Raw genomic sequence first — 26,714 nt, 5'->3', positions numbered from 1 at the left:
GGGCGGGGCCGCGGCGGACGTCAGACCGTGAGCCGCTGTCCCGGCACGATCACGTCCGGGTCGCCGCCGATGACCCCTTGGTTGGCCGCGAAGATCCGCTGCCAGCTGGTGCCGTGCGCGGCCGCGATGCGGCTGAGCGTGTCACCGGACCGGACGGTGTAGTTGCCCGCACCGGCGTCCGCGCGGGCCGTGCCGCGCTGGCTGCGGGCCGGGGCGCGGTACTGCGGAGCGGGCTGCTCCGGGGCCGCCTTCGGCGCGGCGGGCGCGGGTGCGGCCTGCTCCGGGGCCGCCTGCCGCGGTGCCGCGGGAGCGGCGGCCGCGCCCGGCGCGTCACCCCGGGCCCCGGCCCGCGCCGAGCAGGACGGCCACGCGCCCCAGCCCTGGGCGCGCTGCACCTTCGCCGCGACGGCGATCTGCTGTGACTTGGACGCCTTGTCGGCGGTCGGCGCGTAGGCCGTGCCGCCGTACGCCCGCCAGGTCCCGGCGGAGAACTGGAGCCCTCCGTGGTAGCCGTTGCCTGTGTTGGTCTGCCAGTTCCCGCCGCTCTCGCAACGGGCGATCCGGTCCCACACTCCGCTGTCCGCGGCGGCCTGGCCGCTCACGGCGAGCAGTGCGAGGGGCGCGAGGACCGCGGCTCCGCCGAGCACTGCCGTTCTGCGAATGCGCTGGGGACGAACGGACATGGATTTCCCTCTCCAAGGACCCGGGCTCCCCCGGGCTCCACGGGCCCCGCGCGCGTCCGGCGCCGGGTGCCCGCCGAGCCCCGCCCGCCCGTGCTGCCGGCGAGGATCGGCCGGCGCGTTCGGCGGGCGTACCCGAGCGGTGCTCGCTGCACACGGCCGTGGAATCTAGAAGCACACTCGCACCGCCATCAACCAGCGCCCTGTCCGGCCAGGCCAGTTGACCGTTACCGGCGGTATCGGCGAATTCAGGACACCCACTTAGTTCTCCGATATCAGCATTTACCATCCCGCCGCGGAATCGATCTGTGACTCACTTCACCGCGTCAACTTCCTTGTACGCAGCCACTGTTGGCGCGGAGTGACGGACCGGTGCCGGTAACTCACGCTCCGCTTCGGATAGTTCAATTCCGTTCCCCCCTGTGCGTGACTTGCACCACTGATCGCCCGTTGTCTCCGTTATGAGCCGGGCACCACCCGGACACCCCACGCATCGATTCCGAGGAGCCACCGTGCCGCGCATGCTCGACCTCAGCGACGAGGTACGCGCCGAGATCGGCGATGAAGAAGCCGACCGCCTGCTCGCCGGAGAGAACGCCCCGGGCGCCTACGACTGCACCTCCTGTCGCACCCCGGGCGACTCGGAGCACGAACGCACCAGCACGGTCCTGTTCGTCGGCGACGAGACCGCCGTGCTCGCCTTCGCCCACGCCACCTGCCTGCCGTCCCAGATCGTCGAGGTCGCCGAGGAGCAGCTCCAGGGCGCCGTCCGTTCGATCACCGGCGACACCGGTGAGGCGGGCGGCGCGGCCCGGACCGTCCCCGACCTCGCCCCCGAGCAGGCCGTGCTCGGCGTCACCAGCGGGCTCGTCCTGATCGAGAACGAGCTCCAGCCGGCCCTGGTCGTGGAGCCGACCGGCCCGATCGCCCGCCCCGGCGCCGCGCCGGGCGGCGGCGACGACTTCCTGCCGCTCCTGATCGAGCAGGGCTTCACGCCGGTGCCGAACCTGAACGGCGTGCCGCCGACCGTGCACGGCTGGTCGGTGCTGCTCGCCATGGGCCAGCTGCACGCCATCCTCCAGCCGGGCACCGGCGGCGGCCCCCAGGTCGCCTGGTGGCAGGCGCACCAGCCGCTCCAGGTCACCGAAGGCTGGCGGTCCGCCGCCAACAAGCTCCAGTCGGTGCTCCTGTTCGCGGCGCCCGCCGGAGCCATCGGCCGCCAGCCCCGCGAGGACCTGCTGCGCGACGCCCTGGACCGGTCGGCGGCGCGCGGCCAACTGGTCGCCTGCGCCATGCCGCTGGCCGGCACGTGAGCGCGGTCCGCGCGCCGGGCGCCCCAGTCGCGTCCGGCGCCCGGACGGCTCCGCTCCCGCTGCCTCCTACCAGGCGAAAGAGGGCGTTCGCCCCGCATCCGTCGGGCGTCGGTGTCGTTGGCCCAGACGTGCACGCATACGACCCCTCAGCCCACCGGCCGTACCAGAGCCCCATCCCGTCCATGCGCACCGCGCAGGACGCCGTGGCAACACCGTCGGCCACACCGATCTACGACGCGTTGTACGCGGAGTACCTGCGGGCGTTCCGCGCCCTGCCCGGTGACAGGACCGGCGAGGAGGACCTGCGGTTCACCGCCTTCGGCCCCGGGCCGTACGCGCAGCACGGCGCGGGCCGTCACGACGCCCGGCACCTCCCCCGGCACGACGGGCGCTACGACGCCCGGCTCGACCCGCGGCACCAGCCGTTCCACGTCGCCCGCTACGGCCATCCGGCCCCGGCCGACCACCACACCGGCTACGGCCAGCTCTTCCCGGCCGCCCTCCCGCCGGGGCCGCGCCGCGGACTCTGACCGCGGGGCACTTCCCGTGGCACGCCGATGCCCGGCCTTCCGCCGTACGGAAGGCCGGGCATCGGCGTGTGCTACTTCTTCTTCTGGTTCTTCTGGTTCTTCTGGCCGCGCTTCTCGCGCACCCGCACCGAGATGTGGATCGGCGTGCCCTCGAATCCGAACTCCTCACGGAGCCTGCGCTCCACGAAGCGGCGGTAGCCGTGCTCGATGAAGCCGGACGCGAACAGCACGAACCGCGGCGGCTTCGTGCCCGCCTGCGTACCGAACAGGATGCGGGGCTGCTTGCCGCCGCGGACCGGATGCGGATGGGCGGCGACCAGCTCGCCGAGGAAGGCGTTCAGACGGCCCGTCGGCACCCGGGTCTCCCAGCCCTCGATGGCCGTCTCGATCGCCGGGACCAGCTTCTCCATGTGACGGCCGGTGCGCGCCGAGACGTTCACCCGGGGGGCCCACGCCACCTGGGCCAGCTCGGTCTCGATCTCCCGCTCCAGGTAGTAGCGGCGCTCCTCGTCGAGGGTGTCCCACTTGTTGTACGCGAGGACGACCGCGCGGCCCGCCTCCACGGCCATGGTGACGATGCGCTGGTCCTGCACGCTGATCGACTCGCTGGCGTCGATCAGGATGACCGCGACCTCGGCCTTCTCGACGGCCGCGGCGGTGCGCAGCGAGGCGTAGTAGTCGGCGCCCTGCTGGAGGTGGACGCGCTTGCGGATGCCCGCGGTGTCCACGAACTTCCAGGTGATGCCGCCGAGCTCGATCAGCTCGTCGACGGGGTCGCGGGTGGTGCCCGCGAGTTCGTTGACGACGACGCGCTCCTCGTTCGCCACCTTGTTGAGGAGGGAGGACTTGCCGACGTTCGGGCGGCCGATGAGCGCGATGCGGCGCGGGCCGCCGACGGCCGTGCCGAAGGTCTGCGCGGGCGCCTCCGGCAGCGCCTCGAGGACGGCGTCCAGCATGTCGCCGGTACCGCGGCCGTGCAGCGCGGACACCGGGTGCGGCTCGCCGAGGCCGAGCGACCACAGCATCGCCGCGTCCGCCTCCGCGGAGGGGCCGTCGACCTTGTTGGCGCACAGCACGACGGGCTTGCCCGCCTTGCGCAGCAGGCGCACGACGGCCTCGTCGGTGTCCGTCGCGCCGACGGTGGCGTCCACCACGAACACGACGGCGTCGGCGGCCTCGATCGCGTACTCCGCCTGCGCGGCGACGGAGGCGTCGATGCCGAGGACGTCCTGCTCCCAGCCGCCGGTGTCGACGACCTTGAAGCGGCGGCCCGCCCACTCGGCCTCGTACGTCACCCGGTCGCGGGTGACGCCCGGCTTGTCCTCGACGACGGCCTCGCGGCGGCCGATGATGCGGTTCACCAGGGTCGACTTGCCGACATTGGGGCGGCCGACGACGGCGAGCACCGGCAGCGGGCCGTGGCCCGCCGCCTCGATGGCGCCCTCGACGTCCTCGATGTCGAAGCCCTCTTCGGCGGCGAGCTCCATGAACTCCGCATACTCGGCGTCGCCAAGCGCCCCGTGCTCGTGCTCGTCCGAGCTCGGCCCGGAGGGGTTCTGGTCGTTCATGAAGTCCGTACCTCGTTCATCGTGGTCATCGGTGGCCCGGCCGGGACGGTCGGGTCCACTACTGAAAGTCTCGCTCAGCGCCCGGTCAGGCGCCTGGCGTTTTCCAGGTGGTCGGTCAGCCGCCCCTGGATCCGCACGGTGGCCTCGTCGAGGGCCTTGCGCGTACGCCGCCCGCTGCCGTCGCCCGCTTCGAACGGGTCGCCGAAGACGACGTCGACGCGGCTGCGCAGCGGCGGCAGCTTCTTTATCAGCCGCCCGCGCCGCTCCGTGCTGCCGAGCACGGCGACCGGCACGACCGGGGCTCCGGTGCGCACCGCGAAGTAGGCGAGCCCGGCCCGCAGCGAGGCGAAGTCGCCCTCACCCCGGGTGCCCTCCGGGAAGATCCCGAGGACGCCGCCCTGGCCGAGCACCGCGAGCGCGTCCGTGACGGCCGTGCGGTCGGCCGTCGTGCGGTCAACCTGGAGCTGGCCGATGCCCCGCAGGAAGGGGCCGAGCGGCCCGACGAACGCTTCCTTCTTGATCAGGAAGTGCGCGGGCCGGGGCGCCACGCCCATCACCATGGGGCCGTCGACGTTGTGCGAGTGGTTCACGGCGAGGATCGCCGGGCCGGTCGCGGGAACCCGCCACGCGCCCAGGACGCGGGGCTTGAACAGCCCGTACATGAGGCCGACACCGATGCGGCGGCCGACGTCGGCGCCGCGCTCGGAGGGCGCCGCACGCCCGGCGGGTACCTCGGTCACTTGCCGGCCCGCTTCTCCTCGACGAGCGTGACGACGCACTCGATGACCTGCTGGAGCGTGAGCTCGGTGGTGTCCACCTCGACGGCGTCGTCCGCCTTGGCGAGCGGCGACGTCTTCCGGCTCGAGTCGGCCGCGTCCCGCTTGACCAGGGCCTCCCGGGTGCTGGCGACGTCGGCGCCCTTCAGCTCGCCGGAGCGGCGGGCGGCGCGGGCCTCCGGGGACGCCGTCAGGAAGATCTTGAGGTCGGCGTCCGGCAGGACCGTGGTGCCGATGTCGCGGCCCTCGACGACGATGCCGTCCTCGGCGCCGCCCGCGATGGAGCGCTGAAGCTCCGTGATGCGGGTGCGCACCTCGGGCACGGCACTGACCGCGCTCACCTTGGAGGTGACGTCGGCCGTGCGGATCGGGCCCGCGACGTCCGTGCCGTCGACGGTGATCGTCGGGGCGGACGGGTCCGTGCCCGAGACGATCTCCGGCTTGCCGGCCACGGCGGCGACGGCGGTGGGGTCCGTGAGGTCGATGCCGTGGTGCACCATCCACCACGTGATCGCCCGGTACTGGGCGCCGGTGTCCAGGTAGCTCAGGCCGAGCTGGGCCGCGACGGCCTTGGAGGTGCTGGACTTCCCCGTGCCGGAGGGACCGTCGATGGCGACGATCACGGGAGCCGGGCCTGCGGCGGCGGTCTTTTCCACGGATTCCACGGGGAGCGGACACCTTTCTCGGTGCGGGGGACGGGGTGGGCCGCCTGCTCGGCGCCCCGCACAAGGTTACTGGCTCCGGGCCGCGGCCCCTCCCGGGTCCCGCGGCAGGAGCTCCCGTGCGCCCCCGCCGGGCCCCGGCCCGGCCTCCCCGCGGACGGCACCGCCGCCCCCGGCGTCACTGCTGCCGCAAGGACCACCCGCGTTCGCGGAGCGCCACCGCGAGCTGCGCCGCCGCCCGCGGTTCGACCATGAGCTGGACGAGGCCCGCCTGCCGTCCGGTGGCGTGCTCGATGCGGACGTCCTCGACGTTGACGCCCGCCCGCTCGGCGTCGGCGAAGATGTGGGCGAGCTGACCGGGCTGGTCGTCGATGAGCACGGCCACGACCTCGTACACCGTCGGCGCGGTGCCGTGCTTGCCCGGCACCCGGGCCTGTCCGGCGTTGCCCCGCCGCAGCATGCTCTCGACGCCCGTCGCGCCGTCGCGCCGCTTGCTCTCGTCGGCCGACTGGAGCTCCCGCAGCGCCGTGACCGCCGACTCCAGGTCGGTGGCGACGTCCGCGAGCAGGTCCGCCACCGGTCCCGGGTTCGCGGAGAGGATGTCGATCCACATCCGCGGGTCGGACGCCGCGATGCGGGTGACGTCCCGTATGCCCTGGCCGCAGAGGCGTACCGCCGTCTCCTCGGCGTTCTCCAGGCGGGCCGCGACCATGCTGGAGACCAGGTGCGGCATGTGCGAGACGAGGGCGACCGCGCGGTCGTGGGCGTCCGCGTCCATGACGACGGGCACGGCCCGGCACTGGGCGACCAGTTCCAGGGCGAGGTTCAGGACGTGGGTGTCGGTGTCCCGCGTCGGCGTCAGGACCCACGGCCTGCCCTCGAAGAGGTCCGCCGAGGCCGCCAGCGGGCCGCTGCGCTCGCGCCCGGACATCGGGTGCGTGCCGATGTACGCGGTCAGGTCGAGGTCGCCCATGGCTTCGAGCTCGCGGTGGGGCCCGCCCTTCACGCTCGCCACGTCCAGGTAGCCGCGCGCGGCGCCGCGGCGCATCGCGTCGGCGAGCGTGGCGGCGACGTAGGTGGGCGGTACGGCGACCACGCACAGGTCGACGGACCCCTCCGGCGGCTCCCCCGTGCCCGCCCCGAGCGCGGCCGCGGTGCGGACCTGCTCCGTGTCGTGGTCGGCCAGGTGCACGGTGACGCCGCGGCGCGCGAGGGCCAGGGCGGCCGACGTGCCGATGAGGCCTGTGCCGATGACTAGGGCCGTCTTCACGTGGTCACGTCCTCACGCGGTGCGCCCGGCGCCGCGACGCGTGCCCCGTTCCGCCCTGTCCGCTCCGCGCGGGCCCACGGCCCGTGCCGCCCCCGTCCGACGGCCCCCCGTACCCCTCGTACCGTCACCGTGCTGCTCCTCGCTCGTGTGCGCCTGCCGTGCCAAGCCGTGCTCCATGACGCTGCCGCGCCCTCCTGACAAAGGGTAGTCAGCCCGGCGCGCGGCCACGTCAAAGGTTGCCCCGCCGAGGTTCTCCCGACGTATCGGCGTCCACCCCCGTTGTATCGCGCGGGCGCGGGGGGCGAGGCCCCATCCGCACCACCCGACGACAGCCTCCGCGCGCCCCTGGACGGCCGGGGACGGGTCGGCTTGCATGGGAAGGGCAGGGCCGTCATGCCGCGCCTCGGGGGGCACACATGAAGCGCTCAGGACCCTTGTACACGCTGCTCGCGGGGCTCGTGCTCGCCCTGTTCATGCTGTCGGTCAACGCGACGTCGGGGACGGGCAGCTCCTCGTACGGGGAATCCGCACCCGGCACGGCGCCCCCGCCCGCCACGAGCGCCCCCGCGAAGAGCCCGGCCCCCGCCCGCACCGCCACGCCCCCGGAGAAGCCCGAGCGGTCCCCGCTGCCGGCCGAGGCGCGGTACACGGGCCGCACGGACGACGACACGGCGTCGGTCGCCGTCACGGTGCGCGGCGGCAAGGCCGTCGCCTATTTCTGCGACGGCCGCTCCACGGAGTCCTGGCTGAAGGGGAACGCCGACGACGACGGCTCGCTGCGCCTGACCGGCAAGCGCGGCGCGAAGCTCGACGGGCGGCTCTCCCGGGACAACGGCGAGGTCCGCGGCACCGTCGTGATCCGCGGCAAGGCGTGGGACTTCACCGCGCCCAGGGCCGGGAAGCCCGCCGGCGTGTACCGCGCGACCGCCGAGGTGCGCGGCGAGGAGACCGACGGCGGCTGGATCGTGCAGCCCGACGGCAGCCAGGTCGGCATTCTCACCCGCGGCGGTGCGACCGCCGCGGCCCCCCGCCTCGACCCGGACACCGGGGCCGTCGTCCTGGACGACGGCGGCACCCTCACCGCACGCCCCGTCGTGCCCTGAGCCCCGCCCCGCGGGCCGCACCCGCACGCGGCCCGCCGTACCGCGTCCACCAGGGAGCCCTCATGAGCGTCGACCCGAACGCACCCACCCAGGGCGGATTCCCCGTGCCGCCGCACGTGAGCGGGGAGCGCCGCCCGCATCCCGCCCGCTATCTGGTGCCCGCCCTGGTGGCGGCCGCCGTGGCGGTGGCCCTCGGCGCGTACGGCAAGGTCCACGACCCGGAGGGCACCGCCTTCAACCTCGTGGGCTTCAGCAGCACCAGCGCCGTCAAGTCCTGGCTCGGCACGACGGCGCTCGGCTTCGCGCTGCTCCAGGTGGTGTCGGCGGCCATGGTGTACGGGAAGCTGCCGGGGCCCTCCTGGTCGGGGGCGCTGCACCGGTGGTCGGGCCGGATCGCGTTCCTGGTGGCGGTGCCCGTCGCGGTGCACTGCCTCTACGCGCTCGGCTACCAGACGTACTCGACGCGTGTCATGTGGCACTCCTTCCTCGGCTGCTTCTTCTTCGGGGCGTTCAGCGCCAAGATGCTGCTGCTGCGCTCCGAGCGGCTGCCGGGCCGGCTGCTCCCGGTGGTGGGCGGGCTCGTCTTCGCGGTGCTCACCGTGGTGTGGCTGACGTCGGCGCTGTGGTTCTTCCGTACGGTCGGAGTGACGACGTGAGCGGCGGGCCGCGGCCGGTGCCGTCCTGGCCGGGGGCAGGGCGGCCCACACGGCGTACGGCGCTGGTGGCGGGCGCGCTGGCCGCCGCGGCCGGGTGCTCGAAGTACGGCGACGAGAGCGCCGACGCGGAACCCCCGCCGAGCCCCACGAAGCCCCCGGCGGCCCCGGGCTCCCCCGGCGCGAGCGCGCCACGGACCCCCGCCGGACCCGAGCTGGCCAAGACCTCCGACATCCCCGTCGGCGGCGGCAAGGTCCTCGGCGACGAGAAGGTCGTCGTCACCCAGCCCGCCGAGGGCGACTTCAAGGCCTTCTCGTCGGTCTGCACCCATCAGGGCTGCACGGTCCGCGACGTCGACGGCGGCACGATCAACTGCCCGTGCCACGGCAGCAGGTTCCGGGTCGCGGACGGGGCGGTCGCGGGCGGACCGGCACCACGCCCGCTGCCGCAGCGCGCCATCGACGTCAGCGGAAATTCGATCCGCCTGGCGTGACGGAACCCGTACGCTGCGCGTCATGCCCACGACCGAGCCGCCCCCGCCGGACACCCACGGGCCGCACGAGCCCCTCAGGCCGCACGACCTCGTCCGCGACCACACCGTGTACGCCTGCGTCATGGGCTCGCGCGCCTTCGGCCTGGCCACCGACGGCAGCGACACCGACCGCCGGGGCGTGTACGTCGCGCCGACGCCGCTGTTCTGGCGCTTCGAGAAGCCGCCGACCCATGTGGAGGGACCGGCCGAGGAACAGTTCGGCCATGAGCTGGAGCGCTTCTGCGAGCTGGCCCTGCGCGCCAACCCGAACATCCTGGAGTGCCTGCACTCGCCGCTCGTCGAGCACGTCGACGACACCGGCAGGGAGCTGCTCGCGCTGCGCGGGGCGTTCCTGTCCCGCCGCGCCCACGAGACGTTCACCGGCTACGCCGTCAGTCAGCGCAAGAAGCTCGACGCGGACGTCCGCCTGCACGGTGCCCCGCGCTGGAAGCACGCCATGCACCTGCTGCGGCTGCTCACGTCCTGCCGCGATCTGCTGCGCACCGGCACCCTCACGGTCGACGTCGGCGCTGAGCGCGAGCCGCTGCTCGCGGTCAAGCGCGGCGAGGTGTCCTGGTCCGAGGTGGAGTCCCGGATGACGCGGCTCGCGGCGGAGGCCGACGCGGCGGCGGACCGCACTCCGCTGCCGCCGGAGCCGGACCACCGCCGCGTGGCGGACTTCCTCTTTCGGGTGCGGCGGGACTCGGCGCTCGGACACTGAGCCCCCGCCCCCGCACCCGCACCCGTGCGTGCTGCCGGGCCGGTGCCCGTGACCGCTACAGGTCGACTTCCTTCATCAGCATGCCGACCTCGGTGTTGGACAGGCGGCGCAGCCAGCCCGACTTCTGGTCGCCGAGCGTGATCGGGCCGAAGGCGACCCGCACCAGCTTGTCGACGGGGAACCCGGCCTCGGCGAGCATGCGGCGCACGATGTGCTTGCGGCCCTCGTGCAGGGTCACCTCGACCAGGTAGTTCTTGCCGGTCTGCTCGACGACGCGGAAGTGGTCCGCGCGGGCGTACCCGTCCTCCAGCTGAATGCCGTCCTTGAGCTGCTTGCCCAGGTCGCGCGGGATCGGACCGACGATGTGCGCGAGGTAGACCTTCTTCACGCCGTACTTGGGGTGCGTCAGGCGGTGCGCCAGCTCACCGTGGTTGGTGAGCAGGATGACGCCCTCGGTCTCGGTGTCGAGCCGCCCCACGTGGAACAGCCGCGTCTCGCGGTTGTTCGTGTAGTCGCCGAGGCACTGGCGCCCTTCGTTGTCCTCCATGGTGGAGACGACACCGGCGGGCTTGTTCAGCGCGAAGAACTGGTACGACTGGGTGGCCACGGTCAGGCCGTCGACCTTGATCTCGTCCTTGTCCGGCTCGACCCTGAGGCCCTGCTCCAGGACGATCTCGCCGTTGACCTCGACGCGGGCCTGCTCGATCAGCTCCTCGCAGGCGCGCCGGGAGCCGTATCCCGCGCGGGCGAGGACCTTCTGCAACCGCTCGCCCTCCTGCTCTGCGCCGGGGAAGGTCTTGGGCGTGCTGACCTTCGGGCGGCCCGCGTAGCGCTCGCGGTTGCGCTCCTCGGCCCGCGTCTCGTACTCGCGCGAGCGCCCGGGGGCGGGGCGGCCGCCGCGCTGGTCCTGGCTGCGCTTGGGGCCGCCCTTGGCGCCGCCGCGCGCGGAGGCGCCGCGGCCCGACTTCGGGCCGTCCTTCGTGGCGCCGGGGCCCACGTCGTAGCGACGCTCCTCGGGGCGGGGCTTGCTGGGGCGGCCCTGCTTGTCGTCACGGTCGTTGCCGGCACCGCGGTGGTTGCCGCGGCCACCGCCGCCGGCCGCACCGCCCCGGTTGCCCGCGCCGCCCCGGGCGCCGCCGGCCCGGCCACCGCTGTTGCCGCGGCCGCCGCTGTTGCCACCACGGCTCCCGCCGTTGTTTCCGCTGCTGTTCCTGCCGCTGCTGCTTCGCATCAAAGTTCCGTCTGGTCGTCTGCGTCTCGTGCGTCCGGCGCATCGGGTGCGTCCGGATCGAACGACGGTAGACCCTCCTGCGTCTCCGCCTCGATCGCGTCCGCCTCGGGGAGGAAGGGCGCGAGCTCGGGGAGCTCGTCCAGGCCGCGCAGGCCCATCCGCTCCAGGAAGTAGTTCGTCGTCCTGTACAGGATCGCACCTGTTTCGGGTTCCGCGCCCGCCTCCTCCACGAGCCCCCGCTGCAACAGGGTCCGCATGACCCCGTCGCAGTTCACCCCGCGCACCGCGGACACCCGGGAGCGGCTGACCGGCTGGCGGTAGGCGACGACGGCGAGCGTCTCGAGGGCCGCCTGGGTGAGCCGGGCGTGCTGCCCGTCGAGGACGAAGCCCTCGACGGCGGGCGCGTACGCCGGGCGGGTGTAGTAGCGCCAGCCGCCCGCCACGAGCCGCAGCTCGAAGCCGCGGCCCTGCGCGGTGTACTCGTCGGCCAGCTCCCGCAGCGCGACGGCGACGGCCCGCCGGGGCCGTTGCAGGATCTTCGCCAGGTGCTCCTCGGTCGCGGGCTCGTCCACGACCATGAGGACGGCCTCCAGGGCGGGCCTGAGGTCGAGCCCGGCGACGGCGGACCGCAGGTCTCCGGCGGGGGCCTGGGCTCCGGCAGGGCCGAGGTCCTCGGCGGGTCCGTCTTGCGCAGGCAGGGCGCTCACTGCTTCCTCTTCTCGTCCGGCTCGGGTGCGCGGTCGAACTCGTCGGTCACGGTCGGTGCCTCGCCCGCGTCGCCGGTCCAGCGCACCAGGAGCTCGCCGAGCGCGGTCTCCTGCTCCAGGGCGACGGCCTTCTCCCGGTACAGCTCCAGAAGCGCGAGGAAGCGGGCGACGACGGTGAGGGTGTCGTCGGGGCCGAGCTCCTCGATCAGCGCCCGGAAGCTGGCCTCGCCGTTCTCCTTGAGCCGCGCCACGACGACCGCGGCCTGTTCCCGCACGCTCACCAGCGGCGCGTGGATGTGGTCGACGTACACCTGCGGCTTCGCCCTCGGCTGCATCGCCTTCACGGCCAGCTTGGCGAACCCCTCGGCGCCGATGCTGATGACGACCTCGGGCAGCAGCTCGGCGTGGTGCGGCTCCAGGCCGACGGTGCGCGGGTAGCGGCGGGCCTCCTCCTCCAGCCTGCCGCTGAAGATGTCGGCGATCTGCTTGTACGCGCGGTACTGGAGCAGACGCGCGAACAGCAGGTCACGCGCTTCGAGCAGCGCGAGGTCGGCCTCGTCCTCGACCTCGGCCGCGGGCAGCAGCCTGGCCGCCTTCAGGTCGAGCAGGGTGGCCGCGACGACGAGGAACTCGGTCGTCTGGTCCAGGTCCCAGTCCGGCCCCATGGCCCGGATGTACGCCATGAACTCGTCGGTCACCTTGGACAGCGCGACCTCGGTGACGTCCAGCTTGTGCCGGGCGATCAGCTGGAGCAGCAGATCGAAGGGCCCTTCGAAGTTGGCGAGCCGAACGGTGAACCGCCCGTCGTCGGGCTCCGGCTCCTTCTCCCGGCTCGGCTCGGGCTGCTCCCGCTCCTGCTCCGCGGGCGCGTCCGGGAGCTCCGCGGGCGGGCCCTGAGGCGCCTCCACCCCCGGCCCCCGCCCCAACGACCGCCGGGAACGGCGTGGCTCGGCGGGGGCGGAGTCGATGTGCATCACGGTCCAAGGAAAAGCGGCGGCGTACTGGCCGGAAGGCTACCGCTAGCGCCCGCGCAGCCGTCGTACGAGGATGCTCGCGTCCCCGCGCGATTCGAGGTCGGCGAGCACCACGGCCACCGCCTCCCGCACGATGCGCCCGCGGTCCACCGCGAGCCCGTGCTCGCCGCGCAGCACGAGGCGCGCGTGCTCGAGGTCCATGAGCTCCTCGGCGGAGACGTACACGGTGATCTTCTCGTCGTGCCGCTCGCGCCCGCTGGGCCGCCGGTTGGCGGCTCGCGCGCGGCGCCGTGCCTGCGCGGGCGTGGTGCCGGAGGCGTTCGCGGACTTGCCCCCGCCGGCGGCCGCGGCAGAACCTTCCTGCGCGGCCCGGCGCGTGGAGCCCTTCTCGTCGGTGCCCGCCCCGCCCCTGGTGCGCGAACCGGCGCCGGACTCCACGTCCGCCGCGGCGTGCTCGCTGCCGCCGGGATGCTCGGCGGTCTCGCCGTCCTCCTGCGGGGCGGCGTGGGACTCCTCGGCTGCCGCCTCGTCGCTCTCGCCCGCCGGTGCGGGCACCCTCGCCTCGCCATTCGCCTGGCGTCGCGGGCTCGACGCCTGCAGCGCCATGCCCCCGGTCGTACGGAACAGTTCGTCGGCCCCCGGCAGACTCACTCGGCGTGACACCGGGCGAGCACCTCCCTGGCGAGCTGGCGATAGGCTGCCGCGCCCACCGAGTTGGAGGCGTACGTGGTGATCGGCTCACCGGCGACCGTGGTCTCCGGGAAGCGCACGGTCCGCCCGATCACCGTGTGGTAGACGTGGTCGTCGAACGCCTCGACCACGCGGGCGAGGACCTCGCGGCTGTGCACCGTGCGCGAGTCGTACATCGTGGCGAGGATGCCGTCGAGCTCCAGGTCGGGGTTGAGCCGCTCTTGGACCTTCTCGATGGTCTCCGTGAGCAGGGCGACGCCGCGCAGCGCGAAGAACTCGCACTCCAGCGGCACGATCACCTTGTGCGCCGCGGTGAGCGCGTTGACCGTGAGCAGGCCGAGCGAGGGCTGGCAGTCGATCACGATGTAGTCGTAGTCGGCCATGAGCGGCTTCAGGGCGCGCTGGAGCGTGGACTCGCGCGCGACCTCGCTGACGAGCTGCACCTCGGCGGCCGACAGGTCGATGTTGCTGGGCAGCAGGTCCATGTTGGGGACCGCGGTCTTCAGCAGGACCTCGTCGGCGGACATGCCCCGCTCCATGAGCAGGTTGTAGACCGTGAGGTCGAGCTCCATCGGGTTCACACCGAGGCCCACCGAGAGCGCGCCCTGGGGGTCGAAGTCGACGAGCAGCACCCGGCGTCCGTACTCCGCGAGCGCCGCGCCCAGGTTGATGGTCGACGTGGTCTTGCCGACGCCGCCCTTCTGGTTGCACATCGCGATGATCTTCGCGGGTCCGTGGTCGGTCAGCGGCCCCGGGATCGGGAAGTACGGCAGCGGGCGTCCCGTGGGGCCGATGCGCTCGCGGCGCTGACGGGCAGCGTCCGGGGCGAGCGTGGCCGCGTATTCGGGATCGGGCTCGTACTCCGCGTCGGGGTCGTAGAAGTGACCCTGGGGCAGTTCCTCGTAGTCGGCGAGGGGGGTGGGGGTGGTGTTCTCGCCACTCCGGTCGCCGGCCATGGCGTTCACGTGATGGCCATCCATGCTCTGGGGTGCTGACTGTGTCGGCTGCGGACTCTGGCGGGCTTCGAAGGTGCGGACAGCGACGGAGCCGACAGCCTGGAGCCCGACGGGGCCCTGGCCTCGTCCAGCCATTCCTGGTTGACCACCCCCGGGAGCAAATGTCGACTCATTCACAAGTCGTCTTACCTCCTTGGTGACCAGGAAATTTCTAGATAGGTCAGCGTGGCACCATGCCGACGATTGGCGACTCTATGGCGTGTCACCGCTCCGCAGCAACACAATCCGCCGGACCCGGCCCGATGTGTCGGCAATGGAACATCCCGATGTCAAGGGCACACCGCAGGTAGTCGCTGCGTTTGCGTGGTGGACGAACCGCCCATTTGTTTACGTTCAAGGCGAGTTGAGCGAGTGTACGCCCAACCGCCCGCGGCCGGACCCCTCACGAGGTCCGGCCGCGGGCGTGAGATTGACGACTTCGCCCGACCGACTCAGCCGAGCAGCGACTCGATCTCGACGTGCTCGAGACCGTGGGCCTCGGCGACCTCCTTGTAAGCGACCTTGCCGTCATGGGTGTTGAGACCCAGGGCGAGCGCCGGGTCGCGGCGCAGGGCCTCGACCCAGCCGCGGTTCGCCAGCTCGACGATGTACGGCATCGTCGCGTTGGTCAGCGCGTACGTGGAGGTGTTGGGCACCGCGCCGGGCATGTTGGCGACGCAGTAGAAGACCGAGTTGTGGACCGGGAAGGTCGGCTCGGCGTGCGTGGTGGCGTGCGAGTCCTCGAAGCAGCCGCCCTGGTCGATCGCGATGTCGACAAGGACACTTCCCGGCTTCATGCGGGAGACGAGCTCGTTGGTGACCAGCTTCGGGGCCTTGGCGCCCGGGATGAGGACGGCACCGATGACGAGGTCGGCCTCCAGGCAGGCCTTCTCCAGCTCGAAGGCGTTGGAGACGACCGTCTGGATCTTCGTGCCGAAGATCTTGTCGGCTTCCTTGAGCTTGTTGATGTCCTTGTCGAGCAGGGTCACGTGGAAGCCCATGCCGATGGCGATCTGCGCGGCGTTCCAGCCCGAGACGCCGCCGCCGATGACGACGGCCTTGCCGGCGGCCACGCCCGGGACGCCGCCCGGCAGCACGCCGCGGCCGCCGTTGGCGGCCATCAGGTGGTAGGCGCCGACCTGCGGGGCCAGGCGGCCCGCGACCTCGGACATCGGGGCGAGCAGCGGCAGTGCGCGGTTGGCCGTCTCCACCGTCTCGTACGCGATGGCGGTGGTGCCGGACTCCAGGAGGGCGTCCGTGCACTCCTTGGAGGCGGCCAGGTGCAGGTAGGTGAAGAGCGTCTGGTCCTTGCGGAGGCGGTGGTACTCCTCCGCGATCGGCTCCTTGACCTTCAGGAGCAGGTCGGCCGCGGCCCACACCTCGTCGGCGGTCTCCAGGATCTGGGCGCCCGCGGCGACGTACTCGTCGTCCGTGATCGAGGAGCCCACACCGGCGTTCCGCTCGATGACGACCTGGTGGCCGTAACGCACCAGCTCGTGCACGCCGGCGGGGGTGATGGCCACCCGGAACTCGTTGTTCTTGACCTCGCGGGGGATACCGACCTTCACGTCGATCACGGTCCTTGGCTCAGGGGGGTTCGGGCAAAGTAGTACATACCGGTACGCAAACGGGCGCATCGGAAGACACCACGGAAGCACGCGGCGGAGCCAGTCTAATGAAGGATTTCTCGGTGTCTAGCCTTCCAAAGCTTTAATCATGACCGAAAGCACTACGGATTTCGTAGGCGGAGGTGGACGCTCCACCAGCGTTCCTGCGATCCATGGCGCACCCTCGGGCACCCTCACCTGCGCTCACGCGTCCTGTCAGTGCACCGCCGCATCCCCCGCGACCTCGGTGAACTCACTTCCCAGCATGCGCTCGGCGGCCGCGCGGTGCAGCCCGGCGGCGGTCGGGTCGCCGAGGCGCTCCAGGGTGTCGGCCAGCCGCACCTGGAGCGCCGCCTGCAGCCGTACGTCCGCCGCCTCCCGCGCCCACTCGGCCGCCTCCCGGCAGGTGCGCAGCGACTCCTCGGGCCGTCCCGCGTACTCCTGGACGCGGGCCATCTCGCTCAGCGCCCGCGCCCGGCCCGCGATGTCGCCGGTCTTGCGCAGCCCGGCCACGGCCGAGCGCCAGTTGCGCAGGGCCTCGCCGTAGCGCCCGGCGTAGGTGTGGGTGGTGGCGATGCGGCCGTGCAGCCGGGCGGCGTCGGCCCGCTCGCCGCGGGCGAGGCGGTGGGCCAGGGCCCTGCCGTACCAGTCGGCGGCCCGCTGCCAGTCCCCGAGCTCCTGATGGGCGCCGCCGACGGACTCCATGGCGCGGCCGATCGCGTACGGGTCCCCGGCGGCCCGGCCGCAGTCGAGCGCGGCGCGGTAGCGGGCCAGGGCGTCGTGCGTGCGTCCCGTCTGCGCGTCCAGGTCCGCGAGGTTCAGCAGCGCCGCGGCCTGCTCGCGCGGCAGGTCGCGGCGCTCGGCGACGTCGAGGACGAGCCGGTGGATGCCGTAGAGATCGGGGGCGGCGGCCTGGGTGCCGTGGTGCGCGACCAGGGCGCGGGCGAGGGCGGACATCAGGCGGCGCGCCAGGGTGTCGAGCTCGCCGTCGGCGACCGCGAGCCGGGCCGCCGCGAGCAGCGCCGGCCGCCGGATCCGCAGCCACTCGGCGGCGGCGCGCGGGTGGGGGAAGCGCAGTGCGCGCGGCAGACCCGCGAGCTTCTTGCGCGCGGGCGAGCCCTCGGGTTCGGTGACGGCCCGGCAGGACTGGAGCAGGCGAACGGTCCGCTCCAGCATCCGGGCGCGGGCCAACTGCACCTCCCCCGGCTTGTCGTGAGTACGCGTCAACTCCTTGAGCAGCGGCACGAGGCAGCCCGGGACCTCGTACTGCGGCAGGTCCGACGCGACCGGCCGCAGCAGTCCGAGCACGACGAAGTCGTCGAGGGCGTCGCGTGCGGCGGACACCGAACTGCCCGCGAGCGCGGAGGCCGTGTGCGGGTCGACGTGGCCGGCGGGGGCCAGGGAGAGCAGGCGCAGCATCCGTGCGAGGGGGGTGGGCAGGGCGGCGTAGGTGTGCTGGAAGACCCGGGTGAGCCCGGAGCCCACAGCGTCCGCGGCGCCTCCGGCGCCTTCGTCGGAGCGGTCGCGGACCTGCTTGGCCAGGTCGGCGACGGCTGCCTTGGGGCGGGCGGCGAGCCAGCCCCCGGCGAGGACCAGGGCGGCGGGGTTGCCGCCGCAGCCCTCGACCAGGCTCTCCGCCGAGCGCGGGTCGACGGTGATGCGCACCGACCCCGCGCTGCGGGCGAGGAGGTCGAGCGCGGCCTTGGTGTCCAGGCCGCCGAGGGTGCAGGGGCGGACGTCGGGGATGCCGGTGAGCGGTCCCGACGACACGGCCACGACCAGGCAGTCCGGGTTGTCCGGGAGCAGCGGGTCGACCTGGGCGGCGCCCTCCCCCTCGCCGTCGCCGTTCGCCACGTCGTCCAGGAGCAGCAGGGCGCGGCGGCCGTCGAGCGCGGTGCGCAGGGCGGCGGAGAGGTCGTCCTCGTCGGCTCCCGCGGGCGCGGACTCGCCGAGCGCGTCGAGGAGTTCGCGGGCGGTGCGCTCGGTGGGCACGGGTGCGCCGTCGGGGTCGGTGAGGCGGGCGCGCAGCACGCCGTCGGGGTAGTCGCCGGTGAGCTGCCCGGCGAGTTCCTCGGCGAGCGCGGTGCGGCCGGAGCCGGGGCGCCCCACGACGAGCAGCACCCGTGCGCGCGGCGCCTTCCGGCCGGTGAGCGTGTCGAGCCCCGTCCGTCCGATGTCGGCCCGCAGCTCCTTCAGCTCCCGGTGCCGCCCGACGAACCAGCTGCCGCCACCGCCGCCACGGGCCCCGGCGCCCGCCGAGCCGCTGCCCGGCTCCGGCTCGGCCGCGGTGCGAGCGGCGGAACGCGTGCCCGCCGGCCCCTCGACGGTCGCCCCGCGGGCCGTCGAGGATGCCGCCGGACAGGCGGCGGCAGCCGCACCTGTGGCCTTCGAGCCGGAATCCGCATCCGCCGCACCGGCGGCAGCCGACCTCGTGCCCATCAGGCCGGCTCCTGTCGCACCCGCGGGTTCCGGGTCGGTGACCGCCGAGCCGGAACCCGCGGCGTCCAAGGCCCCCGCGCCAGAAGGGGCCCCCGCGCCAGAAACCGTCGAACCGTCCGTGTCGACCGCCTGATCCGTCACGGGTAACGCTCCCGTCCGCCTGCGCACGAACCCGCCGGGACTCCGGGCGGGACGCTTTCAGAGCCTAGTTCAGGCGCTGCGCCGTTCCGGGACGTACGGCGCCCGGAAGTCGCCCGATCGGATCAAGGGATCGTCGGACCGCCCGCCGCCGAACGGGGGGTGCCGGAGGGGAGCCCGGCGCTCAGGCCTCGAACGGCCGTGCGGGCCAGGGCGCGTCGGCCGGGCGCAGGGAGTCCACGCCGTCGCCACGGAGCGCCGCGGTGAGCGAAAGGACGCCCACGACCAGGCAGTTGTTGTGCAGCTCACCGGCGAGCACACCGCGTACGAGGTCGGCGAGGGGCACCCGGGCCAGCTCCATGTCGGACTCCTCCTCGGCGACCTCGAAGCGCTCGCCCTCGGCCTCGGAGAGGTCACGGGCGAGGAACACGCGCACGGCCTCGTCGCAGCCGCCGGGCGTGGTGTACACGTCGGTGAGCACCCGCCAGTCCTCGGCCTTGACGTGCGCCTCCTCGTACAGCTCGCGCTGGGCGGCGCCCAGCGGGTTCTCGCCGGGGACGTCGAGCAGACCGGCGGGGATCTCCCAGAGCTTGTGGCGCACGGGGTGGCGGTACTGACGCAGGACCAGGACGCGGTTCTCGTCGTCGAGGGCGAGCACGGCCACCGAGCCGGGGTGGACCTGGTAGTCGCGGCGGGCCACCGACCCGTCGGGCATGACGACGTCGTCGGTGCGCACCGAGGTCTTGTTGCCGACGAACGGGGTCTCGCTCGCCGTGACCTGCCACTCCTCGGCGGTGTCCTTGATCGTCATGTCGTGCTGTCCTCCCACTGCGAGCAACCGTGCGTGCACCGGCGTGCAGCCACGTGTGCGAACAAACAGAAACCGGGGCGCGCGCCCCGCAGGGCGCGTACCCCGGCAACCGTATCCCGGTGTTACTTCCCGGCGGCCTGCTGCCGTTCGACGGCGGCCTTCACCAGGCCGGCGAAGAGCGGGTGCGGGCGGGTCGGCCGGGAGCGCAGCTCCGGGTGGGCCTGCGTGGCGACCAGGTAGGGGTGCACCTCGCGCGGGTACTCGACGTACTCGACGAGCTTGCCGTCGGGCGACGTGCCGGAGAAGAGGATGCCGGCCTTCTTCTCCAGGTCGGCGCGGTAGGCGTTGTTCACCTCGTAACGGTGGCGGTGGCGCTCCTCCACGTACTCCTTGCCGTCGTACACCTCGCGCACGATGGAGCCCTCGGCGAGCTTGGCCGGGTACATGCCGAGCCGCATGGTGCCGCCCATGTCGCCCTCGCCCGCGACGATGTCGAGCTGCTCGGCCATGGTGGAGATGACCGGGTGCGAGGTGGCGGAGTCGAACTCGGTGGAGTTGGCGTCCGGGATGTCCGCGAGGTTGCGGGCCGCCTCGATCACGATGCACTGCAGGCCGAGACAGAGGCCGAGCAGCGGCACCTTGTTCTCGCGGGCGTACTGGATCGCGCCGACCTTGCCGGACACGCCGCGGTCGCCGAAGCCGCCGGGGATGCAGATCGCGTCCACGTCGGCGAGCTGCTTGGCCGCGCCCGCCGGGGTCTTGCAGTCGTCGGACGTGACCCACTTGATCTTGACGCGGGCCTTGTTGGCGAAGCCGCCCGCGCGCAGCGCCTCGGTCACCGACAGATAGGCGTCGGGCAGGTCGATGTACTTGCCGACCAGGGCCATCGTGATCTCGTGGTCGGGGTTGTGGACCCGGTCGAGCAGGTCCTCCCACTGCGTCCAGTTCACGTCGCGGAACGGCAGGTCGAGCTTGCGCACGACGTAGGCGTCCAGGCCCTCGGTGTGCAGCACCTTCGGGATGTCGTAGATCGACTTGGCGTCGATGGCGGCCACCACCGCGGCCTCGTCCACGTCGCACATCAGCGAGATCTTGCGCTTGATGGCGATCGGCACGTCACGGTCGGCGCGCAGCACGATCGCATCCGGCTGAATACCGATGTTGCGCAGGGCGGCGACCGAGTGCTGGGTCGGCTTGGTCTTCAGCTCGCCGGAGGGGCCGATGTAGGGCAGCAGCGAGATGTGCACCACGAAGACGTTGTCGCGGCCGACCTCGTGCCGCACCTGGCGCACGGTCTCCAGGAACGGGAGGGACTCGATGTCGCCCACGGTGCCGCCGACCTCGGTGATGACGACGTCCACGTCATCGGTCGCCATACGCCGGATGCGGTGCTTGATCTCGTTGGTGATGTGCGGAATGACCTGCACGGTGTCGCCCAGGTACTCGCCGCGCCGCTCCTTGGCGATGACCTGCGAGTACACCTGGCCTGTAGTGACATTGGCGGAGCCGTCCAAGTCGACATCGAGGAACCGCTCGTAATGTCCGATGTCGAGGTCGGTCTCGGCGCCGTCGTTGGTGACGAACACCTCGCCGTGCTGGAAGGGGTTCATGGTGCCGGGGTCGACGTTCAGGTACGGGTCGAGCTTCTGCATCGTGACCCTGAGGCCCCGGGCCTTGAGGAGCGCACCCAGGCTGGAGGCCGTGAGGCCCTTGCCGAGGGAGGAGGCGACACCCCCGGTGACGAAGATGTGCTTGGTCGTCGTGGATGTGGGTGGCATGGCCAAGGGGGGACTCCCGTGCGTCGCGGTCTGAAGGTGCGTGGCGGTCCGCTCCGGGTGCGGAGGGGGGTGCCGTCGCTGCGGTTCGGGGGTTCGATGACCACCGGCTCACGGGCTACCAGGGTATCAGCGACCGGGAGGGGCTGCTTCCGGCCACGTCTTGACACGCGCCCCCCCATCAATTACATGATCTTCATTGTGCGGGCACCGGACGGTACCGGATCGGCACCGTCCGCATCCGGAACACGTTCGGCGTACTCACGTTGCCGGGACGAGCGGGCAGATTTCCGGGGCGTCGATGTATGTTGCTCGGACACTCTCTGCCGAGCCGTGTGCGCGGGCGGAACCACCGCCGTCAGCACTTCCGGAAGACCAAGGGAAACATCCGGGGCCGGCAGTTCGTTTTACAGCGAACCCTTGACCGTAGAACGAGCGCCCCGTGAGCGGGCGAACGTGGCCGTTTGAATGGGGATGCACGTGGCCGGGCGCATCGAGGATTACGCACTCATCGGAGACATGCAGACAGCGGCGCTGGTCTGCCGGGACGGCACGGTCGACTGGCTGTGTCTGCCCCGCTTCGACTCCCACGCCGTCTTCGCGGGCCTCCTCGGCACGGAGGAGCACGGCTTCTGGCGGCTCGGCCCGGCCCATGCGCCGGGCGGGCCGCCCCCGGCGGCGGCCCGCCGGTCGTACCGCGGGGACTCCCTGATCCTGGAGTCGGAGTGGGACACCCCGCGCGGCACGGTGCGGGTCACGGACTTCATGCCGCCGCGCGGGTCCGACAACCCGCAGCTGGTGCGGATCGTGGAGGGCGTCAGCGGCCGGGTGCCGATGCGCTCGGCACTGCGGATGCGCTTCAGCTACGGCCGCGTGGTGCCGTGGGTGCACAAGGTCGACGGGCGCACGGTGGCCGTCGCCGGACCGGACTCGGTGTGGCTCGACACCACCGCCGAGACCTTCGGCAAGGACCTGACGACGTACTCCGACTTCACCGTCGCCCCCGGCGACCGAGTCGCCTTCACCATCTCCTGGCTGCCCTCGCACAAGGGCCAGCCCGCCCATCCGGAGCCGGAGGCCTCCCTCACGGCCACGGAGGAGTTCTGGCGCGAGTGGGTCGAGCAGTGCACGTACCACGGGCCCTACCGCGAGGCCGTGGTCCGCTCCCTGATCACCCTGAAGGCCCTGACGTACGCCCCCACGGGCGGCATCGTGGCCGCGCCCACCACCTCCCTGCCGGAGGACATCGGCGGCTCCAGGAACTGGGACTACCGCTTCACCTGGCTGCGCGACGCCGCCATCACGCTCTCCTCGCTGCTGCGCACCGGCTACCGCGAGGAGGCCCGCGCCTGGCGCGAGTGGCTGCTCCGCGCGGTCGCGGGCGACCCGGAGAACCTCCAGATCATGTACGGCATCGCGGGCGAGCGCGAGCTCGGCGAGGCGGAGCTCGACTGGCTTCCGGGGTACGAGGACTCGGCACCGGTCCGCGTGGGCAACGGCGCCGCCCACCAGCTCCAGCTCGACGTGTACGGCGAGGTCACCGAGGCCCTGCACCTGGCCCATATGACCGGCCTCGCCCGCAACGACTACGCCTCGCTGCTCCAGCTCAAGCTGATCCGCTATCTGGAGACGCACTGGGACCAGCCCGACGAGGGCATCTGGGAGGTGCGCGGGCCGCGCCGCCACTTCGTGCACTCCAAGGTGATGGCCTGGGTCGCCGTGGACCGCACCATCAAGCTCATCGAGTCCGGCGACGCGGACGGCCCCCTGGAGAAGTGGCGCGATCTGCGCGACGACATCCACCGGGACGTCTGCGAGCGGGGCTACGACAAGGAGCGCAACACCTTCACCCAGTCGTACGGCTCCAAGGAGCTGGACGCCTCCCTGCTGCTCATCCCGCAGGTCGGCTTCCTGCCGCCGGACGACAAGCGGGTCATCGGCACGATCGAGGCCATCCAGCGCGAGCTGTCCACGCCGGACGGCTTCATCCTGCGCTACCCGACCTCCGGTGACGACGAGGGCGTGGACGGCCTGGAGGGCGACGAGGGCGCGTTCCTCGCCTGCTCCTTCTGGATGGCCGACGACCTGGCGATGATCGGCCGCGTGGACGAGGCCCGCAAGCTCTTCGAGCGCCTCCTCTCCCTGCGCAACGACCTCGGTCTGCTCGCCGAGGAGTGGGACCCGCGCCTGCAGCGCCAGGTCGGCAACTTCCCGCAGGCGTTCAGTCACGTGCCGCTCATCGACACGGCCCTGCGGCTCACGGCCTCCGGAGCGTACGGGGGCTAGCGCCCGAGCGGCGGACTTCGGCGCGGGCGACCGCGCCGAAGTCCCGGCGGCCAGGACACGCGGGGCGCCCCGGACCCCGCCGCTCCGGGCGCCCGCCGACGCTCATGTCCAGGTCAGGTAGCGTCCGCCCCATGGAAAGTCAGGACACCCAGGGCGGCATCACCGTACAGCGGGCGCTGGAGCTCCCGGGGCTGCGCGGCGGGCTCCCCGAGGTCGTGGCGGGCGCCGACCGGCTCCAGCGGACGGTGCGCTGGGTGCACGCCGGGGAGGTCCCGAACATGGCCTCGCTCCTCAAGGGCGGCGAGCTCCTGCTGACCACCGGGCTCGGGCTCGGCACCCGCCCCGCGGAGCAGCGCGCCTTCGTCCGCGACCTCGCCGAGCGCGGCATCGCCGCCCTGGTCGTCGAGCTGGGGCCGCGCTTCGCCCGGCTCCCCGCCGCCCTCGTGGACACGGCGCGCGCGGCGGGACTGCCCTTGGTCCAACTGCACCGCGAGGTGCCCTTCGTGACGGTCACCGAAGAGGTGCACACGGAGATCGTCAACGGCCACTACACGCTCCTGCGCCGCGCCGAGGAGGTGCACCGGCGCTGCACCGAGGCGCTGCTCTCGGGCGGCGGCGTCCCCCAAGTCCTCACCGTCCTCGCGGAGTTCAGCGGCAACGCGGTGTTCCTGGAGACGGCGGACGGCCAGCTCCTGTACGCCGCGGGGGCGGGCAGCGCCTGCGCGGACCCGCTCCAGGTCTGGGAGGGGCTGCGCGGGCGCCCCGAGGACCGGGCCGAGCCGCCCGCGGGGGCGGTGCTCGTGGACGTGCCGGGCGGCGGTCCCGGGGCGGGCTCGGTGCGGGCCCGCCTGGTCCTGCTCGCCGTGGAGTCGGCGCTGCTCCCCGTCCACCGGATCGCGGCGGAGCGGGCCGCGGGCAGCCTCGCGGTCGTCCTGATGCAGGCGCGGCAGGAGGAGGAACTGGCGGCCCGCGGCCGTGGCGACTTCCTCACCGACCTCGCCGAGGGCCGGATCACCGCCGACGACGCGCCCGCGCAGGCCCGGGTGCTCGGTTTCAAGCCGGGTTCGAGCCCGCTCCTGCCCATGGTCATGCGCGTCCCCGACGGGCTGCCGGCCGGGGCCGCCCTCGCGGTGCTCGCCCGCGCCGTCGGCGAGGAGCTCGCGGCCGTGGGGGTGCCGGTCCTGCTCGGCGTACGCCCGGTGGAAGGAAGGGTTCCGCTTCTTCTCGGGCTGCGGACCGAGGCCGAGCGGGGTACCGTCGCCGACCGCGTGGCCGCGGCGCTGCGGGCGGGGGTGGAACGGGCGGGCACGCGGCGGGCGGGGGCGCAGCCACCGGTCGTGGTGGTGGGTGTGGCGGGCGGCTGGGCGGCGGCGGCCTCGGGCCTGCGGCACGCGGCGGAGACGGCGACGGCGGCGCAGGGGCTGCCGGACAGACCCTGGCACGACGCCCGCCGGCTGGACATCGACCTGCTCCTGTGGCGCCTGCACCAGCACGACCCCACCGCGCTCGCCGCGTTCGTGGACCGCGCGATCGGCCCGCTGCGCGCACACGACCACCGCTCCAAGCCGCCCCTGCTGCCCACCCTCCAGACCTATCTGGCACACGCGGGCCGCAAGGCGGAGACCGCCCGCGAGCTGCACCTCAACCGCCAGACTCTGTACAACCGCCTGGCCCGGATCGGCGAGTTGCTCGGCACGGACCTGGACGACCCGCAGACGGTCCTCGCCCTGAGCCTGGCCCTGCGGGCCCGGCGGCACCTCGCGTGAGGACCCCGCGGAGGATCTAGTACGAGGTGAGAGGCTGGGTCAACTCGTCGTAGACGCTGAGGACCTGCGCGACCGTCTCGTCCTCGGTCGGCCAGGTCGCGGCCTGGGCGGTCCCGAGGTCCTTCAGCTCCTGCCTGCGTACGTCGTCCGCGAGCAGCCGTACGACGGCTTCGGCGAGGGCGGGCGCGTCGCCGTACGGAACGAGTTCCGCGGCGTCGCCGATGAGTTCGGGGATCCCGCCGACGGCGGTGGCGACGAGCGGCACGCGCGCGTGCAGGGCCTCCTGGGCGAGCAGGGACCGCGACTCCCACTGGCTCGGCAGCACCACGAGGTCGGCGGCGGCCAGGAGTTCGGGAATGTCCTCGCGCCGCCCGACGAGGCACGCGGGCAGCCCTTCCGCCTCGATGCGTGCCTGTAGGGCGGCCCGTTCGGCCCCCTCCCCCGCGACGACGAGCAGCGGCTGCGGGTCGAGGCCGCACCACGCGTGCGCGGCGTCGAGGAGGACGTCGTAGCCGCGGTGGGCGTCCAGCGATCCGACGGCGAGCAGCAGCGGGCGGTCCACGGCGCCGAGGTCGGCGCGGGCCTTGTGGCGCGGCCCGGCGGGCTCGGCGTCCGCGTCGTGGTCGGGGTCGTGGCGCTGCGCGGGCAGCGCGACGGGGGCGAGGCGCGCGTCGCGGGCGCCCCGGCCGCGGGCGCGGTCCACGAGGTCGGACGAGGTGCCGAGGACGACGGTGGCGGCCCGCGCCACCCGCCGCTCCAGGGCCCGCAGCACATGGGCGCGGGTGCCGGTGGCGTGGGCGCGGGTGTGCCAGGTGACGACGAGCGGGACGCGGCGCCCCGTGAGGGCGAGCGCGGCACGCAGCGCGGCGTGCAGTCCGTGCGCGTGCACCAGGTCGGCGTCCGCGCAGGCCGCCCGCAGGGCCGCGAGGGACGCCGGGTCGCCGCGGCGCGGCACGGGGACGTGGTGGGCGCCGGTGCCCGCGAAGTCGTACGCCTCGTCCGCCTCGTAGGGGGCGCACACGGTGACACGCACGCCCCGTGCGGCGAGCCCTGTCGCCAGGGACCTGACGTGCGCGCTGCTGCCCGCGCTGCCACCGCCGAGCACCTGCACGGTGTGCAGACGCGGCCTGGACTGCGGGACGGGGGTGCTCACGTGGCTCACGTGGCCGGGGCTCCTGGGTCGGGTCGGCGGCTGGGCGGCGCACCGGGGGGTGGGTGGGGCGCCGGCGGTGCGGGCTGTGCCTTGTGTGCGGGCTGTGCGTGCGGGACGTGTTCGCGTGCGGGACGTGCTCGCACTGCGCCAAGAATGCCAGTACGCCCGCCCGTTCCGGCACCGCTGAAAGGTCCCTTCAGCTTCGGGCCGGACAACTCCGCGCACCGGATCACCCACTCGGGCGAGCGCACGCCCTTCCACGCACTCCGTCTGCCCGCGATTCTCGCCGGTACGGCGGATTTCCGGCGCGCGGCGAAGTTCTTTCAGCCCGTC

General features: G+C 73.2%; 23 protein-coding genes. 8 read left to right on the top strand and 15 right to left on the bottom strand.

Features of this window, described 5'->3' with window-relative positions:
• Positions 1-20 precede the first annotated feature (20 nt).
• Positions 21-683, bottom strand: a complete 663-nt coding sequence (locus GPA10_RS33685; RefSeq protein ID WP_157168774.1) for a LysM peptidoglycan-binding domain-containing protein — start codon at positions 681-683, stop codon at positions 21-23.
• Positions 684-1,192: 509 nt separating this feature from the next.
• On the opposite strand from GPA10_RS33685, the gene GPA10_RS33680 reads away from it, so the two are divergent.
• Both GPA10_RS33680 and GPA10_RS33675 read left to right on the top strand, forming a co-directional pair.
• Positions 1,193-1,993 (top strand): hypothetical protein, encoded by an 801-nt coding sequence (locus tag GPA10_RS33680; protein ID WP_058852245.1) that lies wholly within the window; start codon positions 1,193-1,195, stop codon positions 1,991-1,993.
• A 182-nt stretch (positions 1,994-2,175) separates the two neighbouring features.
• Positions 2,176-2,523, top strand: coding sequence for a hypothetical protein (locus GPA10_RS33675; RefSeq protein ID WP_058852244.1), 348 nt, complete (start codon positions 2,176-2,178; stop codon positions 2,521-2,523).
• A 71-nt stretch (positions 2,524-2,594) separates the two neighbouring features.
• On the opposite strand, the gene der is transcribed toward GPA10_RS33675, so the two are convergent.
• The 4 genes from der to GPA10_RS33655 all read right to left on the bottom strand — a co-directional run bounded on the left by der (position 2,595) and on the right by GPA10_RS33655 (position 6,799).
• The gene (gene der, locus GPA10_RS33670; RefSeq protein WP_058852243.1) at positions 2,595-4,091 is read right to left on the bottom strand and encodes a ribosome biogenesis GTPase Der; all 1,497 of its coding nucleotides are present in this window, start codon (positions 4,089-4,091) and stop codon (positions 2,595-2,597) included.
• 74 nt (positions 4,092-4,165) lie between these two features.
• Positions 4,166-4,870 (bottom strand): lysophospholipid acyltransferase family protein, encoded by a 705-nt coding sequence (locus GPA10_RS33665; RefSeq protein ID WP_241845615.1) that lies wholly within the window; start codon positions 4,868-4,870, stop codon positions 4,166-4,168.
• Positions 4,828-5,532: a (d)CMP kinase gene (gene cmk, locus GPA10_RS33660; protein WP_198550473.1), complete on the bottom strand. Its 705-nt coding sequence runs from the start codon at positions 5,530-5,532 to the stop codon at positions 4,828-4,830. Before cmk ends, GPA10_RS33665 begins: the two co-directional genes overlap by 43 nt.
• Before the next feature lie 175 nt (positions 5,533-5,707).
• Positions 5,708-6,799, bottom strand: coding sequence for a prephenate dehydrogenase (locus GPA10_RS33655; RefSeq protein WP_343041617.1), 1,092 nt, complete (start codon positions 6,797-6,799; stop codon positions 5,708-5,710).
• Between the two features lie 416 nt (positions 6,800-7,215).
• Between GPA10_RS33655 and GPA10_RS33650 the strand changes: the two genes are divergently transcribed.
• From GPA10_RS33650 to GPA10_RS33635, 4 genes are all read left to right on the top strand, one after another.
• Entirely contained in the window at positions 7,216-7,902 is a 687-nt protein-coding gene (locus GPA10_RS33650) for a hypothetical protein (protein ID WP_157168772.1), read from the top strand.
• A gap of 62 nt (positions 7,903-7,964) precedes the next feature.
• Positions 7,965-8,558, top strand: coding sequence for a DUF6529 family protein (locus GPA10_RS33645; RefSeq protein WP_157168771.1), 594 nt, complete (start codon positions 7,965-7,967; stop codon positions 8,556-8,558).
• Positions 8,555-9,049: a Rieske (2Fe-2S) protein gene (locus tag GPA10_RS33640; RefSeq protein WP_343041616.1), complete on the top strand. Its 495-nt coding sequence runs from the start codon at positions 8,555-8,557 to the stop codon at positions 9,047-9,049. The genes GPA10_RS33645 and GPA10_RS33640 overlap by 4 nt, the downstream gene beginning before the upstream one ends.
• 22 nt (positions 9,050-9,071) lie before the next feature.
• The gene (locus GPA10_RS33635; protein ID WP_157168770.1) at positions 9,072-9,809 is read left to right on the top strand and encodes a nucleotidyltransferase domain-containing protein; all 738 of its coding nucleotides are present in this window, start codon (positions 9,072-9,074) and stop codon (positions 9,807-9,809) included.
• 55 nt (positions 9,810-9,864) lie between these two features.
• On the opposite strand, the gene GPA10_RS33630 is transcribed toward GPA10_RS33635, so the two are convergent.
• From GPA10_RS33630 to pyrG, 9 genes are all read right to left on the bottom strand, one after another.
• Entirely contained in the window at positions 9,865-11,040 is a 1,176-nt protein-coding gene (locus GPA10_RS33630) for a pseudouridine synthase (protein ID WP_058852238.1), read from the bottom strand.
• The gene (gene scpB / locus GPA10_RS33625; RefSeq protein WP_058852336.1) at positions 11,040-11,672 is read right to left on the bottom strand and encodes an SMC-Scp complex subunit ScpB; all 633 of its coding nucleotides are present in this window, start codon (positions 11,670-11,672) and stop codon (positions 11,040-11,042) included. Before scpB ends, GPA10_RS33630 begins: the two co-directional genes overlap by 1 nt.
• Before the next feature lie 71 nt (positions 11,673-11,743).
• On the bottom strand, positions 11,744-12,721 hold the full coding sequence (locus GPA10_RS33620; protein WP_157168833.1) for a segregation/condensation protein A: 978 nt from the start codon (positions 12,719-12,721) through the stop codon (positions 11,744-11,746).
• A gap of 45 nt (positions 12,722-12,766) precedes the next feature.
• The gene (locus GPA10_RS33615; protein ID WP_079087047.1) at positions 12,767-13,384 is read right to left on the bottom strand and encodes a hypothetical protein; all 618 of its coding nucleotides are present in this window, start codon (positions 13,382-13,384) and stop codon (positions 12,767-12,769) included.
• Positions 13,369-14,502: a ParA family protein gene (locus GPA10_RS33610; protein ID WP_157168769.1), complete on the bottom strand. Its 1,134-nt coding sequence runs from the start codon at positions 14,500-14,502 to the stop codon at positions 13,369-13,371. Before GPA10_RS33610 ends, GPA10_RS33615 begins: the two co-directional genes overlap by 16 nt.
• A gap of 356 nt (positions 14,503-14,858) precedes the next feature.
• The gene (ald, locus tag GPA10_RS33605; protein WP_343041615.1) at positions 14,859-15,974 is read right to left on the bottom strand and encodes an alanine dehydrogenase; all 1,116 of its coding nucleotides are present in this window, start codon (positions 15,972-15,974) and stop codon (positions 14,859-14,861) included.
• 255 nt (positions 15,975-16,229) lie between these two features.
• Complete coding sequence (locus tag GPA10_RS33600) at positions 16,230-18,209, bottom strand: tetratricopeptide repeat protein (RefSeq protein ID WP_157168831.1); 1,980 nt, start codon at positions 18,207-18,209, stop codon at positions 16,230-16,232.
• A gap of 565 nt (positions 18,210-18,774) precedes the next feature.
• Positions 18,775-19,401: an NUDIX domain-containing protein gene (locus tag GPA10_RS33595; RefSeq protein WP_058852235.1), complete on the bottom strand. Its 627-nt coding sequence runs from the start codon at positions 19,399-19,401 to the stop codon at positions 18,775-18,777.
• 122 nt (positions 19,402-19,523) lie between these two features.
• Positions 19,524-21,179, bottom strand: a complete 1,656-nt coding sequence (gene pyrG / locus GPA10_RS33590) for a CTP synthase (protein ID WP_157168767.1) — start codon at positions 21,177-21,179, stop codon at positions 19,524-19,526.
• A gap of 471 nt (positions 21,180-21,650) precedes the next feature.
• On the opposite strand from pyrG, the gene GPA10_RS33585 reads away from it, so the two are divergent.
• Positions 21,651-23,462, top strand: a complete 1,812-nt coding sequence (locus tag GPA10_RS33585; protein WP_058852333.1) for a glycoside hydrolase family 15 protein — start codon at positions 21,651-21,653, stop codon at positions 23,460-23,462.
• A gap of 131 nt (positions 23,463-23,593) precedes the next feature.
• Entirely contained in the window at positions 23,594-25,228 is a 1,635-nt protein-coding gene (locus GPA10_RS33580; protein ID WP_157168766.1) for a PucR family transcriptional regulator, read from the top strand.
• A gap of 16 nt (positions 25,229-25,244) precedes the next feature.
• Here the strand turns inward: GPA10_RS33580 and GPA10_RS33575 are convergent, their stop codons facing one another.
• Positions 25,245-26,390 (bottom strand): glycosyltransferase family 4 protein, encoded by a 1,146-nt coding sequence (locus GPA10_RS33575; protein WP_343041614.1) that lies wholly within the window; start codon positions 26,388-26,390, stop codon positions 25,245-25,247.
• Positions 26,391-26,714 lie beyond the last annotated feature (324 nt).

This window comes from Streptomyces typhae (genome assembly GCF_009755605.1).
Lineage (GTDB): Bacteria > Actinomycetota > Actinomycetes > Streptomycetales > Streptomycetaceae > Streptomyces > Streptomyces typhae.
This window is presented reverse-complemented; position numbering and strand designations above follow the sequence as displayed.

Bases quoted from the DNA above. Each gene is read 5' to 3' on its own strand.
- pyrG (WP_157168767.1), bottom strand. From the start codon at position 21,179: ATGCCACCCACATCCACGACGACCAAGCACATCTTCGTCACCGGGGGT.
- GPA10_RS33585 (WP_058852333.1), top strand. From the start codon at position 21,651: ATGCACGTGGCCGGGCGCATCGAGGATTACGCACTCATCGGAGACATG.
- GPA10_RS33620 (WP_157168833.1), bottom strand. From the start codon at position 12,721: ATGCACATCGACTCCGCCCCCGCCGAGCCACGCCGTTCCCGGCGGTCG.
- GPA10_RS33685 (WP_157168774.1), bottom strand. From the start codon at position 683: ATGTCCGTTCGTCCCCAGCGCATTCGCAGAACGGCAGTGCTCGGCGGA.
- GPA10_RS33675 (WP_058852244.1), top strand. From the start codon at position 2,176: ATGCGCACCGCGCAGGACGCCGTGGCAACACCGTCGGCCACACCGATC.
- GPA10_RS33595 (WP_058852235.1), bottom strand. From the start codon at position 19,401: ATGACGATCAAGGACACCGCCGAGGAGTGGCAGGTCACGGCGAGCGAG.
- GPA10_RS33635 (WP_157168770.1), top strand. From the start codon at position 9,072: ATGCCCACGACCGAGCCGCCCCCGCCGGACACCCACGGGCCGCACGAG.
- GPA10_RS33645 (WP_157168771.1), top strand. From the start codon at position 7,965: ATGAGCGTCGACCCGAACGCACCCACCCAGGGCGGATTCCCCGTGCCG.
- GPA10_RS33630 (WP_058852238.1), bottom strand. From the start codon at position 11,040: ATGCGAAGCAGCAGCGGCAGGAACAGCAGCGGAAACAACGGCGGGAGC.
- GPA10_RS33650 (WP_157168772.1), top strand. From the start codon at position 7,216: ATGAAGCGCTCAGGACCCTTGTACACGCTGCTCGCGGGGCTCGTGCTC.
- GPA10_RS33580 (WP_157168766.1), top strand. From the start codon at position 23,594: ATGGAAAGTCAGGACACCCAGGGCGGCATCACCGTACAGCGGGCGCTG.
- GPA10_RS33610 (WP_157168769.1), bottom strand. From the start codon at position 14,502: ATGGCTGGACGAGGCCAGGGCCCCGTCGGGCTCCAGGCTGTCGGCTCC.
- der (WP_058852243.1), bottom strand. From the start codon at position 4,091: ATGAACGACCAGAACCCCTCCGGGCCGAGCTCGGACGAGCACGAGCAC.